Here is a 17,392-nt window from a genome sequence, read left to right as displayed (position 1 = left end):
GTTCCAGCAATTCTTCATCATCAACCATGTCGGCTTTGTTCAGATAAACCACGATGTAAGGAACACCAACCTGACGCGACAACAAAATGTGCTCACGCGTTTGTGGCATTGGGCCGTCCGCCGCGTTAACCACCAGGATCGCGCCGTCCATTTGCGCCGCACCGGTGATCATGTTCTTCACATAATCCGCGTGTCCAGGGCAATCAACGTGTGCGTAGTGACGCACGTCACTTTCGTACTCAACGTGAGCCGTGGCGATGGTGATTCCACGGGCGCGTTCTTCCGGGGCGTTATCAATCTGATCGTACGCACGAAATTCACCACCGTGTTTCTCGGCCATACACTTCGTCAGTGCCGCCGTTAAAGTCGTTTTGCCATGATCTACGTGGCCAATGGTGCCCACATTCACATGGGGCTTCGTACGTTCAAATTTTTCCTTAGACATTGTGTCTTGCCTCTTAAATTATTACTGGTTAAATCTAAAAATTAAATATGCTTATGCGGTTTTATTAATAACTGCATCAGCGATGTTGTTTGGCGCTTCGTTATACTTTTCAAATTCCATTGAGTAACTGGCACGACCTTGTGACATAGAACGCAGGTCGGTTGCATAGCCGAACATTTCAGCTAATGGCACTTCCGCACGGATGGTTTTACCGGTTGGAGTATCTTCCATACCCTGAACCAGGCCACGACGACGGTTTAGATCGCCCATCACATCACCCATGTAATCTTCCGGAGTAACCACTTCGACCTTCATGATCGGCTCTAGCAATGCCGGGCTGGCTTTGCGTGCACCTTCTTTGAAGCCCATAGAACCGGCGATCTTGAATGCCATTTCGTTGGAATCGACATCATGGTAAGAACCATCGTATAAAGTTACCTTGACATCAACCACAGGATAGCCCGCGATCACGCCATTTTGCATTTGCTCTTGGATCCCTTTATCTACTGCAGGAATGTATTCTTTAGGAACCACACCACCTGAAATTTCATTAATGAACTCATAACCGGCACCTGGAACCTGAGGCTCGATCTTCAGCCAAACATGACCGAACTGTCCACGACCACCAGACTGCTTAACAAATTTGCCTTCTTGTTCAACCGCATTGCGAATGGTTTCACGATACGCCACTTGTGGCTTACCAACCGCTGCTTCAACATTGAATTCGCGCTTCATACGATCAACCAGAATATCCAAATGCAATTCACCCATACCGGCAATGATGGTCTGACCGGATTCTTCATCTGTGGTTACCCGGAAAGATGGATCTTCTTGTGCAAGTTTACCCAGGGCAATACTCATTTTTTCCTGGTCCGATTTGGTTTTAGGCTCAACCGCAACCGCAATTACCGGCTCGGGGAACTCCATACGTTCCAGCGTGATCACTTCTTTAAGGTCACACAAGGTATCACCCGTGGTTACGTCTTTAAGACCAACCGCTGCAGCAATGTCACCCGCACGTACTTCCGAGATCTCTTCACGATCATTCGAATGCATTTGCAATAAACGACCAATACGCTCTTTTCGCCCGCGCACCGGATTGTAAACCGAATCACCTGATTTCAATACACCGGAATAGACCCGGAAAAAGGTCAGCGTTCCAACATACGGATCGGTGGCAATTTTAAACGCCAGGGCCGAGAATGGCTCGTCATCACTACTGACACGCTCGGATTCAGTTTCATCCGCATCATCCAGAATACCTTTGATCGCCGGTACTTCAGTTGGCGCAGGCAGCAAGTGCAGGACTCCATCCAGCACCGCTTGCACACCTTTATTCTTAAACGCGGTACCGCAATAACAAGGCACCGCTTCATTCGCAATGGTTTGCAGACGCATGCCGGTATAGATCTCGTCATTGGTCAGTTCGCCAGTTTCCAGATACTTGTCCATCAGCTCTTCGTTGGCTTCAGCCGCGGCTTCTACCAGTTTCTCGCGCCACTCAACAGCTTTGTCTTTGAGGTCGGCCGGGATCTCTTCACGGGTGTGCTTCATACCCATGTTCTCTTCTTCCCAGTAGATGGCATCCATAGCGATCAGGTCGACCACGCCTTTGAAATCATCTTCAGCGCCGATAGGCAATTGCATGGCCACCGGGTTTGCACCCAGGCGCTCGCGGATCATGTCGTAGGAGCGGTAAAAATCAGCACCGATCTTGTCCATTTTGTTAATGAAGACAATACGTGGTACGCCATATTTGTTCGCCTGACGCCAAACCGTTTCGGTTTGTGGCTCAACACCGGCGTTGGCATCCAGCAGTGTCACCGCGCCATCAAGTACGCGCAAAGAACGCTCTACTTCAATCGTGAAGTCAACGTGTCCCGGGGTGTCAATAATATTAATACGGTGTTGCGGGAACTGGTTTTCCATGCCGCTCCAGAACGTGGTGGTCGCCGCCGAGGTAATAGTAATACCACGCTCCTGCTCTTGCGCCATCCAGTCCATAGTCGCTGCACCGTCATGCACTTCACCAATTTTATGTGAAATACCTGTGTAGTACAGAATTCGCTCTGTCGTAGTGGTCTTACCCGCATCAATGTGAGCCATGATGCCAATATTGCGATATCTTTCGATTGGAGTGGTACGTGCCACGGTCTTTCCCCTTCAGGTTGCTCTTGAATTCAAATCAAGGAGCGTTCAATAAAAAAATCTTTATGTCTGTTACAAATAAAACCCAAGCTTGCTTGGGTTTTATTATTTAGTTTGTATTTCTGCGTTTCGATCAATTACCCGAGCATAGGCATCGGGCAATAATATTTACCAGCGATAGTGCGAAAACGCCTTATTTGCTTCCGCCATGCGGTGCGTGTCTTCACGCTTCTTGATGGCGTTACCACGATTCTCAGCGGCGTCCATCAATTCATGAGCCAGCCTGTGGGCCATGGTTTTTTCACTACGTTTACGCGAAGCATCAATAACCCAACGCATAGCCAGGGTTTGACGACGCACTGGACGCACTTCAACCGGTACCTGGTAAGTAGCTCCACCAACACGGCGTGACTTAACCTCAACCAGTGGTTTAACGTTCTCAAGTCCGACACTCAAGGCTTCGAGTGCGGCTTCTTCGTCAACACTGTTCTTTTCAGATATGCGCGAGATCGCACCATAAATAATACGCTCAGCGACAGATTTTTTACCGTCGACCATGATCATATTCATGAATTTGGCCAGCATTTCATTATGAAATTTTGGATCTGGCAAAATTTCGCGTTTTGGAGCTCTGTTTCTTCTGGACATTAGTCCCTACCTATTTAAATATCTTTAAAAAATTCTGTTAAATGTCCAAGCGTCTATTTCTTGGGACGCTTGGTACCGTATTTGGAACGACCTGCTTTACGATCGGCAACGCCGGCGCAATCCAGTGAGCCGCGAATGGTGTGATAACGCACACCCGGGAGATCCTTAACACGACCGCCACGGATCAAGACCACACTATGCTCTTGCAAGTTGTGGCCTTCGCCACCGATGTAACTGGTTACTTCAAAACCGTTGGTCAAGCGCACCCGTGCAACTTTACGCATAGCCGAATTGGGCTTTTTAGGCGTTGTGGTGTACACACGTGTGCACACTCCACGTTTTTGAGGAGAAGCCTGCAAAGCCGGAACGTTACTTTTTTCACTCTTCGAACGCCTTGGCTTGCGTACTAACTGATTAACTGTTGCCATAATTAGCTCGTTTTTATCATCAAATTGTTGTTTAAAAATGTCTTTTTCGGGTTCTCTGTTTGCAGAGAAACATCGGGGTACCAAACGGCACCCCGATGTATTGAATCCGACTCTTGACCCCGATATTTACAAGTTGGCCAAGTAAAGAGCGGGAATTTTAAAAACTTGAACCCGGAGTGTCAAGTAATATCGACCATCTCCAGGTTCAAATTTTTGCCTGTTTTACACAGGCAGTAGCCTTTTTAGCGTAAAACAGGAGTTTTGTTGTGTCGCACAAACCCTGGCAGAGGGCTACCGGACTGTATTATTCGGCAGCCTCCGTGCTTTCATCCGCTGGACTTTCATCTTCTGCGCTAATTACCACTTCCGGCTCGGGGCCTTTGGTGTCACTCAACAGATTCTCCAGAGTCAGTCGTTGGTCGATGGTCACACGATTACGGCGACGCTCCTCATGGAAGGCTTGTCCGGTACCGGCCGGGATCAAGCGACCCACAATCACGTTCTCTTTCAAGCCACGCAGATCATCACGCAATCCACGCACCGCTGCATCGGTCAGAACCCGGGTGGTTTCCTGGAACGAGGCCGCAGAAATGAACGACTCTGTTGCCAAGGATGCTTTGGTGATGCCGAGCAGGACCATTTGGAATTTAGCCGCTTGCTTGCCATCTTTAAGCACTTGCTCATTCACTTCATTTGCGAAGGCTTCTTCGATCTGCTCACCTGGCAACAACAAGGTATCACCGGCGTCGAGCACTTCAACCTTACGTAACATCTGGCGAATAATAACTTCGATGTGCTTGTCGTTTATTTTCACACCTTGCAGGCGGTAAACGTCCTGAATTTCACGCACCAGATAATCGGCCAGAGATTCGGCACCGCGCAAACGCAAGATGTCGTGTGGATTAGGTTCACCATCGGCGATTACCTCACCCTTCTCAACGGATTCACCTTCAAAAATATGAATATGACGCCATTTCGGGATCAAAGTCTCAAAACGTTCACCTTCATCATCGGTAATAACCAAACGACGCTTGCCTTTGGTTTCTTTACCAAAGCTCACCGTACCGGTGTGCTCGGCCATGATCGCCGGTTCTTTAGGCTTACGCGCTTCGAACAGATCGGCTACGCGTGGCAAACCACCTGTGATATCACGAGTTTTACTGGACTCTTGTGGGATCTTGGCGATCATGTCACCAACCTTGATCTCGGCACCGTCTTGCAAACTAATGGTTGCACCCGATGGCAAAGCGTATACCGCAGGGATCTCGGTGTTCGCAAAGAAAACCTGCTCGCCTTTTTTGTCGACCAGTTTTGCCACTGGACGCAGATCTTTACCGGCTGCGCCACGTTGACTTGGGTCAGTGATCACCGTGTTACTCAAACCGGTAACCTCATCCACTTGTGTGGTCACACTGACACCATCGACAAAGTCTTCGTATTTAATAAATCCTTCAACTTCGGTGATAACCGGGTGAGTATGTGGATCCCAGTTGGCGATCACCTGACCTGCAACAACCGAATCACCGTCATCAACCGAGATCATGGAACCATAAGGAATCTTGTAACGTTCACGTTCACGACCCGACTCGTTCATTACCCCGATCTCGCCCGAACGCGAGACCGCCACGAGATGGCCCTTGCTGTGTTTAACGGTTTTAATATTGTGTAAACGCACAGTACCGGTGTTTTTCACTTCAACGCTACTAATGGCTGCAGCTCTGGATGCCGCACCACCAATATGGAAAGTACGCATGGTTAACTGGGTACCCGGCTCACCAATTGACTGGGCCGCGATAACTCCAACCGCTTCACCTTTACTGACCAGATGGCCTCGCGCAAGATCACGACCGTAACAGAAACTACAAATTCCGTAACGCGATTCACAAGCGATAGGGGAACGCACCCAAACCTGATCTATGCTTTTCTCTTCAAGCATTAACACCAGTTTCTCATCCAGCAAGGTATCTTTCTCAATCAGTACCGGGCTGTTTTCATCGGATTCATGCACGTCATTTGCCAAAACACGACCGAGTACTCTTTCGCGCAATGGTTCAACCACGTCTCCGCCTTCAACCAGTGGTGTCATCAACAGACCGCGTTCGGTGCCACAATCTTCTATGGTTACCACCATGTCTTGAGCAACATCAACCAAACGACGGGTGAGGTAACCGGAGTTAGCGGTTTTCAACGCTGTATCGGCCAGACCTTTACGCGCACCGTGAGTGGAGATGAAGTATTGCAATACGTTAAGTCCTTCACGGAAATTAGCCGTGATCGGCGTTTCAATGATTGAGCCATCCGGTTTGGCCATCAGGCCACGCATTCCGGCCAACTGTCTGATCTGTGCCGCAGAACCACGCGCACCGGAATCGGCCATCATATAAATTGAATTGAAAGAAGGCTGGCGAACAATCTCGCCATCGGCTGTTTCAACATCATCATTACCGAGTTTGTCCATCATAGCCTTGGCAACCTGGTCATTGGTACGCGACCAGATATCGACAACTTTGTTATACCGTTCGCCAGCGGTAACCAGACCCGAAGAGTACTGGTTTTGGATGTCGGTAACTTCAGCTTCAGCAGAATCCAGAATCTCGTTCTTGTCTTCCGGGATAACCATATCCTGAACACCGATCGAGGTGCCCGAACGGGTTGCATAGCTGAAACCGGTATACATGAGCTGGTCAGCAAATACGACGGTCTGCTTCAAGCCAACATTACGATAGCAGGCATTGATCGCAGCCGAGATCGCACGCTTGGTCATGTCTTTGTTGACATGCTCAAACGGCAAACCTTCCGGAAGGATCTCGGATAACAAAGTACGCCCGACCGTGGTGTCGAAACGTTTAGTTTCGATGGTCATATTGCCGTCTTCATCCAGAGTTTTATCATTTAAACGCACCTGGATCTTGGCGTGCAGATCAACCTGACGGTTCTCATAGGCACGATGCACTTCAGAGATATTGGCAAACACCATTCCCTCGCCTTTGACATTGATCATTTCACGGGTCATGTAATACAGACCCAAGACCACGTCTTGCGAAGGCACAATGATGGGCTCACCATTGGCCGGTGAAAGAATGTTGTTTGAGCTCATCATCAAGGCACGCGCCTCAACCTGGGCTTCCAGTGACAATGGTACATGTACCGCCATTTGGTCACCGTCGAAGTCGGCGTTAAAGGCCGTACACACCAAAGGATGTAACTGGATTGCTTTACCTTCGATCAGGACTGGCTCAAAGGCCTGAATACCCAAACGGTGCAAGGTAGGCGCACGGTTCAACATCACCGGATGTTCGCGAATCACGCCTTCCAGGATGTCCCAGACTTCGCCACCTTCGCGTTCAACTAGTCGCTTGGCCGCTTTGATGGTTGCCGCTTCACCGCGAGCGATCAATTTACTTAAGACGAAAGGCTTGAATAATTCCATAGCCATTTTCTTGGGCAGACCACACTGATGCAAACGCAGGGTCGGACCACACACGATCACTGAACGACCGGAGTAATCGACACGTTTACCCAACAGGTTTTGACGGAAACGACCTTGCTTACCTTTGATCATATCGGCCAAAGATTTAAGCTGGCGTTTGTTGGTGCCGGTGATAGCACGGCCACGACGACCGTTATCCAGTAAAGCATCAACCGATTCTTGCAACATGCGTTTTTCGTTACGCACAATAATGTCTGGCGCGCTCAATTCGAGCAGGCGACGCAAACGGTTGTTACGGTTAATGACGCGACGATACAGGTCATTGAGGTCAGAGGTCGCAAAACGTCCGCCTTCCAGTGGAACCAAAGGACGCAGGTCCGGTGGCAAAACTGGCAATACTGTCATGACCATCCATTCCGGCTTGTTACCAGAAGACTTGAATGATTCAATCAATTTCAGGCGCTTGGACAAACGCTTGATCTTGGTTACCGAACCGGTGTCATTGATCGCTTCACGTACTTTGGCGATCTCGAGGTCCAGGTTGGTGGATTTTAATAATTCAAATACCGCTTCAGCACCCATGACCGCGGTGAAATCGTCACCGTATTCTTCCAGGGCTTCAAAATACAGGTCATCGGTAAGTAATTGGCCGCGCTCAAGTGGCGTCATGCCTGGCTCGATCACCACATAGGCTTCGTAATACAGGACCCGCTCGATCTCACGCAAGGTCATATCGAGCATTAAGCCGATACGCGATGGCAAAGATTTCAGGAACCAGATATGTGCGACCGGACAAGCCAGATCAATATGACCCATGCGTTCACGACGTACTTTAGTCTGGGTAACTTCGACCCCGCACTTTTCACAAATCACACCGCGATGCTTGAGACGTTTGTATTTCCCGCACAAACATTCGTGATCTTTGACAGGACCAAAAATTTTGGCACAGAATAAGCCGTCACGTTCCGGTTTGAAGGTACGATAGTTAATGGTTTCCGGCTTTTTAACTTCACCAAAAGACCATGAACGTACCATTTCCGGAGACGCCAGGCCGATTCGAATTGCATCAAAATCGTCGGTCGGTTTTTGTTGTTTAAAAATCTGAAACAAGTCTTTCATGCTGACACCTGTTTGTTTTGCTCTTGATTAGATCGTTGAGCGATTTGCGAAATAAAATTCTTTACTAATAAAGTTCCCGTACCAGGCCTAGTCCTGATCCAACTCGACATTGAGCCCAAGAGAGCGGATCTCTTTGATCAATACGTTGAAGGATTCTGGCATGCCGGGCTGCATCTGATGGGTGCCGTCCACAATGTTCTTATACATTTTGGTACGACCCCACACGTCATCGGATTTAACCGTGAGCATTTCTTGCAGAGTATGCGCCGCGCCGTAAGCTTCCAGCGCCCATACCTCCATTTCTCCGAAACGCTGGCCACCAAATTGGGCTTTACCGCCAAGTGGCTGCTGCGTTACCAGTGAGTAAGGACCGGTTGAACGGGCATGCATCTTGTCATCCACCAAGTGATTGAGTTTAAGCATGTACATATAACCCACTGTGGTTTCACGCTCAAACTCCTCGCCGGTACGACCATCGATCAAACGGGTTTGACCCGAGATCGGCAGATCCGCAAGTTCGAGCAAGTTGGTGATCTCCTTCTCGCTTGCACCGTCAAATACCGGTGTTGCGATCGGCACACCGCCAACCAGGTTTTTAGCCAGCTCCATGACTTCTTTGTCGTTCATGGAATCCAGCTCTTCTTTACGACCGCCGCTCTTGTTGTAGATCTTTTCGAGTAGCTTGCGCACCTCAACTATTTTGGCCTGCTCTTTCAGCAATCCGCCAATCTTGTGCCCAAGGCCTTTTGCCGCCCAGCCCAAGTGGGTCTCAAGAACTTGTCCGACGTTCATTCGGGAGGGAACACCCAGGGGATTTAACACGATATCAACAGGAGTACCGTCAGCAGAATAAGGCATGTCTTCGACCGGCACGATGTTGGAAATAACACCCTTGTTTCCGTGACGCCCGGCCATTTTGTCACCAGGCTGGATAACGCGCTTAACGGCGAGATAAACTTTTACAGTTTTCAACACGCCCGGAGCGAGGTCATCGCCAGCAGTGATTTTGCGTTTTTGCTCATCAAACTTGTCGGTAAAGGCTTTACGCTGTTGCTTGAGTCGTTTGGCAACCTGCTCAAGCTCGGCATTCGCATCATCATTCTTCAAGCGGATCTTGAACCACTCGTCACGCTCCAGCTCTTCAAGATACGCTTTAGTTATCTTGCTGTCTTTTTTCAGTTTGTTTGGACCGCCCAAAGCCACTTTGCCGGTCAACATTTTTTCCACACGCTGGTAAATATCATTTTCCAGAATACGTTGTTGATCGCCAAGATCTTTGCGGATACGTTTTAACTCGTCTTCTTCAATGGCCAAAGCACGTTCGTCTTTTTCAACACCATCGCGAGTGAATACGCGTACATCAATCACGGTACCTGACATACCCGGCGGTACACGCAGCGAAGTATCTTTTACATCGGAAGCTTTTTCACCAAAGATCGCACGCAGTAGTTTTTCTTCAGGGGTTAGCTGGGTTTCACCTTTTGGTGTGACCTTGCCAACCAGAATATTGCCAGGGCCCACTTTGGCGCCGATGAAGGCGATACCGGTCTGGTCCAGGTTAGCCAATGCGGCTTCACCCACATTCGGGATATCTGCTGTGATCTCTTCCGAACCCAGTTTGGTGTCACGCGCCACACAGGTCATTTCTTCAATGTGAATGGTTGTGAAGCGGTCTTCTTTAACCACACGCTCCGAGATCAGGATGGAATCCTCAAAGTTGTAACCATTCCACGGCATGAAAGCAACCAGCAGGTTTTGACCCAGAGCCAATTCACCCATGTCCGTTGACGGTCCGTCTGCCATCACGTCACCACGGGCAACTTTGTCGCCGGTGAGCACGAGTGGCTTTTGGTTAATACAGGTATTTTGATTGGAACGCGTGTATTTGGTCAGGTTGTAAATATCCACACCCGATTCACCGGCCGTGGTTTCATTGTCATTTACCCGCACCACAATACGCGAGGCATCGACTGAATCAACCACGCCGCCACGCCGTGCGACCACGGTTACACCCGAGTCGGTAGCGACTACACGCTCCATTCCGGTGCCCACCAAAGGCTTTTCAGCGCGCAAAGTTGGCACAGCCTGACGTTGCATGTTCGAGCCCATCAAGGCACGGTTAGCATCATCGTGCTCAAGGAACGGGATCAAGGACGCCGCCACAGAAACGATCTGCTTTGGTGAAACATCCATGAAATTAATTTCTTCAGGAGAAGACAACATAAATTCATTATGGTTACGACATGAAACCAGGGAATCTTTGAATTTTCCTTTGTTGTCGAGCACGGCATTAGCCTGCGCGATCACATACTGGCTTTCTTCAATGGCCGAGAGATATTCGATCTCGTCGGTGACCCGGCCTTTGATCACTTTACGGTAGGGTGTTTCCAGGAATCCGTAGGAATTAGTGCAGGCATACACCGCCAGAGAGTTAATCAAACCAATGTTTGGCCCCTCAGGAGTTTCAATCGGGCATACGCGCCCGTAGTGTGTTGGATGCACGTCACGAACTTCAAAACCCGCACGTTCACGCGTTAGACCACCCGGCCCCAAAGCCGAAACACGACGTTTGTGAGTAACTTCCGAGAGTGGATTGTTTTGATCCATGAATTGCGAAAGCTGGGAAGATCCGAAGAACTCTTTAACCGCAGCTGACACCGGTTTGGCATTGATCATGTCTTGTGGCATCAATTCTTCAGATTCCGCCTGGTTCAAACGCTCTTTCACCGCGCGCTCAACCCGCACCAGACCAACACGGAAAACGTTTTCGGTCATTTCACCGACCGAACGGATACGACGGTTACCCAGATGATCGATGTCATCTACAGTACCGTTACCATTACGAATATCGATCAGGGTACGGATCACATCCAGGATGTCATCGGTACTCAGAACCATGCTGCCTTCGGTCTCTTCACGACCCAGGCGACGGTTGAACTTCATGCGACCGACCACTGAAAGATCATAGCGCTCCGGGTTAAAGAATAAATTCTCAAACAGGGTTTCGGCCGCATCTTTGGTAGGCGGCTCACCCGGACGCATCATGCGGTAGATCTCTACCAGAGCTTCCAGACGGGTTTGACTAGGGTCGATACGCAGGGTATTGGAAATAAACGAACCACGATCCAGATCATTTACATACAAGGTTGATAGCTTATCAACCCCGTTACTGATCAAAGCTTCGAGCAACTCTTCGGTGATTACGTCATTGGCAGCTGCCAGTAACTCACCGGTTTCAGTGTCGATTACATCGTCAGCAAGGATCTTATCCAGCAAGTAAGTTGAAGGCACACTTAAACGGTTAACCCCGGCTTCTTGCATCTGGCGAATATGCCGTGCTGTGATACGACGCCCTTCTTCAACCAGCACTTTACGGCCGTCTTTAATATCGAAGGCCGCGGTTTCTCCACGTAAACGCTCAGGCACCAGCTCAAGCTGGATCTCTTCGCCCATAACGTGAAAAATATTTTTATCAAAAAACAGATCCAGGATCTCCTGGTTACTGAACCCTAAAGAGCGCAGCAGGATAGTGACCGGAAGTTTACGACGGCGATCGATACGCACGAACAAACAGTCTTTCGGGTCAAACTCGAAATCCAGCCACGAACCACGGTAAGGAATCACACGAGATGAGAATAAAACCTTGCCGGATGAATGGGTTTTGCCCCGGTCATGATCAAAGATCACGCCAGGAGAACGATGTAACTGAGAAACAATAACGCGCTCGGTGCCATTGATCACAAAGGTACCGTTATCGGTCATCAATGGCATTTCACCAAGATAGACTTCTTGCTCACGCACGTCTTTTACTTTTTTGACCTTGCTGTCTTTGTCGTAAATGATCAGACGCACGGTCACACGCAATGGTGCAGCATAAGTTAATCCGCGAACCTGACATTCCTTGACATCAAATTCCGGTTTACCAAGCTTGTATGACACATACTCGAGTGCCGCACTGCCGTTGTAGCCCATGATCGGGAACACGGTATTGAACGCTGCATGCAGACCAACACTTTCACGGTCATCAGGTGCTACACCTTGTTGCAGGAACTTGCGGAACGAGTCCAGCTGAATAGATAACAAATAAGGAACACCCAGCGGACTAGGTAATTTCCCAAAGTTTTTACGGATACGTTTTTTCTCAGTAAACGAGTAAGCCATCTCTAACACCTATTAACTTGTGCCGCTTTTAATCAGCACATTTTGTTATTTGTAAACCGGAGGGATCACAAATTAAGGAAATTCAGACAACAGCAGGCCGGCAGCTTGCGCTACCAGCCTATTGTTGGGTCCCGACCATCCGGAGATGGCCGGTAAACATGTCAAAAGACACTGCGTCAGAACGAACTTATTTAAGTTCGACTGATGCGCCAGCTTCTTCAAGCTGTTTCTTAACGTCTTCTGCTTCGTCTTTGGAAGCGCCTTCTTTAACAGTTGCAGGAGCACCTTCAACCATTTCTTTGGCTTCTTTCAAGCCCAGGCCTGTGATAGTTCTAACCGCTTTAATAACAGAAACCTTGTTTCCGCCAAAGCTGGTCATAACCACGTCGAATTCGGTTTGCTCGGCGGCTGCGGCGCCTTCGCCACCAGCTGCCGGGCCAGCAGCAACAGCAACTGGTGCTGCAGCTGAAACGCCGAATTTTTCTTCCATTGCAGAGATCAGATCAACGACCTCCATTACGCTCATGTTTGAGATAGTATCTAAAATATCTTCTTTTGAAACTGCCATGCTAGTCTCCTAAAAATGATGGTTCCGAGTCTGATGCCTGTTGTATGTTTGCATCGAGATGTTAGCCATCGGTTAATATCAAAAAATTATTTCACTATTTTGTTCCAGGTATACTCACCCGGAACGGTTTGCCAATTCAGGTTGGCGGCCAAAAGGATTAAACAAACTCCTTTTAAGCTGCTTCTTTTTGATCTCGAACTGCGGCAAAAGTACGAACCATTTTTGCGGTCGGTTCTGCCAATGTACGTACGAATTTACTGATCGGAGCCTGCATAACACCAAGCAGCATGCCAAGGGCTTGCTCACGGTTAGGCAATGCAGCCAGTCGCTCGAGTTCACTTGCCGGCAATACTTCACCGCCAATTGAAACAAGCCTTACCACCAGCGTATCGTTGTCTTTACTGAATTCCTTGATCACACGACCTGCAGCACCCGGATCTTCTTGCGAAAATGCCAGGACTAAAGGACCGCTGAGTTCATCAGCCATACATTCAAAATCAGTTCCCTGAATGGCACGTCTGGCCAAAGTGTTCTTAACGACACGCAGATACACGCCATCCTTAAGCGCCGCACGGCGCAAGGTGGTCATATCTTCAACGCTAAGACCCCGATACTCGGCAGCAACGGCTGAAAAAGCATTTGCAGCGACTTCGTTCACTTCGGCAACAACTGCTTGTTTTGCAGCTAGATTTAGTGCCATAGTCTTCTCCTGTTGTCGGTCTAACGACAATTAAATTAAAGAAAATCAATTTTTCGGACTACCTGCTTCCGTCAAGCCGACTTTCCACCTAACGGTGACCGCAACAGAAGGAATGAATTCTTTCTGACTCGGATTACACCGTCTGCGCAGGCAAAATTTATTTCTAAACTCATTAAGCTCGGATCTTTTGGATCCTCACACCTACGGTCTTGGACGATAACCAGTTACCTGGCATCTGTTCTTCCCTGGTTACTACTGCATGAGTAATACAGCAACAACAGTTCCATCTCGTCACCCGCCAATTTTTCTCAGGCGGGTGATGAATTTTTAAATCTTTATCTGACTACCTTGAAAGAAGTCTGATCCACAGAAATACCCGGACCCATGGTCGAAGATACTGTGACTTTTTTGAAATAAATACCTTTAGCTGATGCCGGTTTGATCTTTTGCAGATCTGCCATCAAGGCTTGCAGGTTTTCAGTTAATTTGGCCGGCTCAAAATCTGATTTGCCAATGCCGCAATGAATAATTCCGGCCTTGTCGGTACGATAACGTACTTGTCCGGCCTTGGCATTTTTCACTGCTGTTTCAACATCGGGCGTTACCGTACCAACTTTCGGGTTAGGCATTAATCCACGAGGACCAAGCACGGTACCCAGTCGGCCCACAACACGCATCGCATCAGGGCTGGCAATGACCACGTCAAAATTGAGATCGCCACCTTTGATCTGTTCGGCCAGATCATCCATACCAACAACGTCGGCACCGGCAGCTTTCGCCTTTTCGGCATTCTCGCCCTGGGTGAACACGGCTACGCGTACGGTTTTACCGGTGCCATTCGGCAACACAGTGGAACTACGTACGGCCTGGTCGGATTTTCTGGGGTCTACGCCCAGATTGATCGCGACATCAACAGATTCCGGAAACTTGGAAATGGCCAGTTCTTTAACTAATGAGAAAGCTTCCTCGATCGGATAGAACTTGGTTGGATCAACTTTCTCAGCGAATAACTTTTTACGTTTGCTTAATTTTGCCATGACCTTAACCCTCTACTTCCAGGCCCATGCTACGCGCACTACCAGCAATAATGTTTACGGCCGCATCCATATCGTTGGCATTGAGATCTTCCATTTTCGTGGTAGCAATCTCTTCCAACTGGGCGCGGGTGACTTTGCCGACCTTATTGGTGTTCGGCGTGCCAGAACCACTCTTGATACCGGCGGCTTTTTTCAAAAGAATAGACGCTGGCGGGGTTTTGGTTATAAAGGTAAAGCTGCGGTCAGAAAAAACCGTGATAACCACCGGAATTGGAAGACCTGCTTCCACGCTCTGGGTTTTCGCGTTAAACGCTTTACAGAATTCCATGATGTTCACGCCGTGTTGACCTAGCGCTGGTCCAACCGGAGGACTAGGATTTGCCTGTCCGGCTTTGACCTGGAGCTTGATGTAGCTCATGATCTTTTTTGCCATTTTACTTTCTCCTTCGGGTGCAGGCGCTGGTTTTAAGAGCTCCCCGAACTTGGTTTAATTCTCCTGAAGAATCTGGCTTAGATTCACAGGATTAAAAATTGTTGTTTCTAAAACTTACCTAACATGTCCCGGCCAAAGCTGGCTTTGATCAGGCTTTTTCCACCTGGCTGAATTCCAGTTCTACCGGCGTGGAACGTCCCAGGATCTGTACTGCAACCCTGACACGGTTTTTGTCGTAATTCACTTCTTCTACCGCGCCACTGAAATCCTTGAATGGACCATCCAGTACACGCACCGCCTGACCCACTTCGTACAAAAACTTGGGCTTTGGCTTGTTAACACTGTCTTCAACCCGGTTCAGGATCGTCATTGCTTCTTTTTCGGTAATTGGTGCCGGCTTATCGCTGGTACCACCAATAAATCCCAGAACCTTGGGTACTGATTTGACCAAATGCCAGGACTCTTCATCCATTTCCATTTGTACCAGTACGTAACCTGGAAAAAATTTCCGGTCACTACGACGCTTTTTACCTTCACGCATCTCAACCACTTCTTCGGTTGGAACCATGATCTCGCCAAACTTGTCTTGCAGGCCATGAAAAGCAATTCGCTCAGTCAAGGACTGCTTAACTTTATGCTCATAGTTCGAATAAGCATGGACTACATACCAGCGCATTGCCATTACACGTTCTCCGTAAATCTTATTATTGATTCGAGTTTATTTGCCCAATTCGCCAATACCGTTGATGAACAACAGCATTAACCAATCAACAAACCAGAAAAAACCACCCATCAATAAACAAAATGCAATAACGATCAAGCTGGTCTGAAAAGCTTCATTCGGTGTAGGCCAAACCACCTTTTTCATTTCGCGGAACGAAATACGACCAAACGACCACAATTGCTTACCTTTTGAAGACTGGAAAAAAACCAGTGCCCCCAAAATGGCGCCGGCAAAAACCGAGCCCACAGCGTATAAACTGGACTGTTCAATAAAGTAGTAATACCCGAACACACCTGCGAGCAAAAGCAAAAGCGCCAGGGCGATCAGGATCTTGCTGGATGCGCTGGTTGCGTTATCAGTGACTGTTGCCATTTAAATACCTTGTTGTGTCCGGATCATTGATCCATTAATAATTCAATCTTGGCAGGCCAGGAGGGAATCGAACCCCCAACCTACGGTTTTGGAGACCGTCGCTCTGCCAATTGAGCTACTGGCCTAAAGTTTTTTCAAACTCTTGTTGACCGCCGCGATCAAAATATTTCTAAAAATTTTCTACTATCAGCCGAAAAAATGTTTTCTATTCTCTTAAGCTGTGACGGCGGACGCTGTAAAACAGTGTCCGCCGCAGGGTTTTTTCACATATCCTGATACAAGTTCAGAATATTTTTGTTGTGATTTTCGCTAAGCTATATTGCTATCACGCGATGATCTTGGCTACTACACCAGCGCCAACGGTACGACCACCTTCACGAATCGCAAAACGCAAACCGTCTTCCATCGCGATCGGGGCGATCAGCTCAACATTCATTTTAATGTTGTCACCAGGCATGACCATCTCAACGCCTTCCGGCAGGATCACTTCACCCGTCACGTCCGTGGTACGGAAGTAGAACTGTGGACGATAGCCTTTAAAGAATGGTGTGTGACGACCACCCTCGTCTTTACTCAAAATATAGGTCTCGGCTTCGAACTTGGTGTGCGGAGTGATCGAACCCGGCTTCGCCAGTACTTGACCACGCTCAACTTCTTCACGCTTGGTACCACGCAGCAATACGCCCACGTTGTCGCCGGCCTGACCTTCGTCGAGCAGCTTACGGAACATCTCAACACCGGTACAGGTGGTTTTGGCGGTGTCTTTAATACCAACGATCTCGATCTCTTCGCCAACTTTCACAATACCGCGCTCAATACGACCGGTAACCACCGTGCCGCGACCCGAGATAGAGAACACGTCCTCTACCGGCATCAGGAAAGCACCGTCGATGGCGCGCTCTGGCAACGGGATGTAGGTATCCAATACCTCAACCAATTTGTAAATACTCGGTACGCCGATGTCGCTTTGGTCGCCTTCGATGGCTTTCAGGGCCGAACCGGTCACGATCGGGGTGTCATCACCCGGGAATTCGTACGCTGACAACAGATCTCGAACTTCCATCTCAACCAGTTCCAGCAATTCTTCATCATCAACCATGTCGGCTTTGTTCAGATAAACCACGATGTAAGGAACACCAACCTGACGCGACAACAAAATGTGCTCACGCGTTTGTGGCA

13 protein-coding genes and 1 tRNA gene are annotated in these 17,392 nt (G+C 48.7%); all 14 read right to left on the bottom strand.

Annotated features, from left to right (window positions below; all coding sequences use genetic code 11):
• The coding region (locus HKN88_06700; GenBank protein NNC97746.1) for a GTP-binding protein at positions 1-445 on the bottom strand (445 nt) is incomplete at its 3' end.
• A 51-nt stretch (positions 446-496) separates the two neighbouring features.
• The gene (gene fusA / locus HKN88_06695; protein NNC97745.1) at positions 497-2,596 is read right to left on the bottom strand and encodes an elongation factor G; all 2,100 of its coding nucleotides are present in this window, start codon (positions 2,594-2,596) and stop codon (positions 497-499) included.
• A gap of 165 nt (positions 2,597-2,761) precedes the next feature.
• Positions 2,762-3,241, bottom strand: coding sequence for a 30S ribosomal protein S7 (rpsG, locus tag HKN88_06690; protein NNC97744.1), 480 nt, complete (start codon positions 3,239-3,241; stop codon positions 2,762-2,764).
• A 53-nt stretch (positions 3,242-3,294) separates the two neighbouring features.
• Positions 3,295-3,669 carry a 30S ribosomal protein S12 gene (rpsL, locus tag HKN88_06685; protein ID NNC97743.1) on the bottom strand — a complete coding sequence of 125 codons (375 nt, stop codon included), beginning with the start codon at positions 3,667-3,669 and terminating at the stop codon, positions 3,295-3,297.
• 304 nt (positions 3,670-3,973) lie between these two features.
• Positions 3,974-8,218, bottom strand: coding sequence for a DNA-directed RNA polymerase subunit beta' (gene rpoC, locus HKN88_06680; protein ID NNC97742.1), 4,245 nt, complete (start codon positions 8,216-8,218; stop codon positions 3,974-3,976).
• 87 nt (positions 8,219-8,305) lie between these two features.
• Entirely contained in the window at positions 8,306-12,379 is a 4,074-nt protein-coding gene (rpoB, locus tag HKN88_06675; protein ID NNC97741.1) for a DNA-directed RNA polymerase subunit beta, read from the bottom strand.
• Positions 12,380-12,566: 187 nt separating this feature from the next.
• Positions 12,567-12,947, bottom strand: coding sequence for a 50S ribosomal protein L7/L12 (gene rplL, locus HKN88_06670; GenBank protein ID NNC97740.1), 381 nt, complete (start codon positions 12,945-12,947; stop codon positions 12,567-12,569).
• Positions 12,948-13,119: 172 nt separating this feature from the next.
• A complete protein-coding gene (gene rplJ, locus HKN88_06665; GenBank protein NNC97739.1) occupies positions 13,120-13,647 on the bottom strand; it encodes a 50S ribosomal protein L10 in 528 nt (175 codons plus the stop codon).
• A gap of 335 nt (positions 13,648-13,982) precedes the next feature.
• Entirely contained in the window at positions 13,983-14,684 is a 702-nt protein-coding gene (gene rplA, locus HKN88_06660; protein ID NNC97738.1) for a 50S ribosomal protein L1, read from the bottom strand.
• 4 nt (positions 14,685-14,688) lie between these two features.
• On the bottom strand, positions 14,689-15,117 hold the full coding sequence (gene rplK, locus HKN88_06655; GenBank protein NNC97737.1) for a 50S ribosomal protein L11: 429 nt from the start codon (positions 15,115-15,117) through the stop codon (positions 14,689-14,691).
• Between the two features lie 148 nt (positions 15,118-15,265).
• Positions 15,266-15,799 (bottom strand): transcription termination/antitermination protein NusG, encoded by a 534-nt coding sequence (gene nusG / locus HKN88_06650; protein NNC97736.1) that lies wholly within the window; start codon positions 15,797-15,799, stop codon positions 15,266-15,268.
• A 36-nt stretch (positions 15,800-15,835) separates the two neighbouring features.
• A complete protein-coding gene (secE, locus tag HKN88_06645) occupies positions 15,836-16,213 on the bottom strand; it encodes a preprotein translocase subunit SecE (GenBank protein NNC97735.1) in 378 nt (125 codons plus the stop codon).
• A gap of 49 nt (positions 16,214-16,262) precedes the next feature.
• A tRNA-Trp gene (locus HKN88_06640) sits at positions 16,263-16,338 on the bottom strand.
• A gap of 200 nt (positions 16,339-16,538) precedes the next feature.
• On the bottom strand, positions 16,539-17,392 hold an 854-nt coding region (locus HKN88_06635; GenBank protein ID NNC97734.1), incomplete at its 5' end, for an elongation factor Tu.

It is taken from the genome of Gammaproteobacteria bacterium, from assembly GCA_013001575.1.
Classification (GTDB): domain Bacteria; phylum Pseudomonadota; class Gammaproteobacteria; order Steroidobacterales; family JABDMI01; genus JABDMI01.
This window is presented reverse-complemented; position numbering and strand designations above follow the sequence as displayed.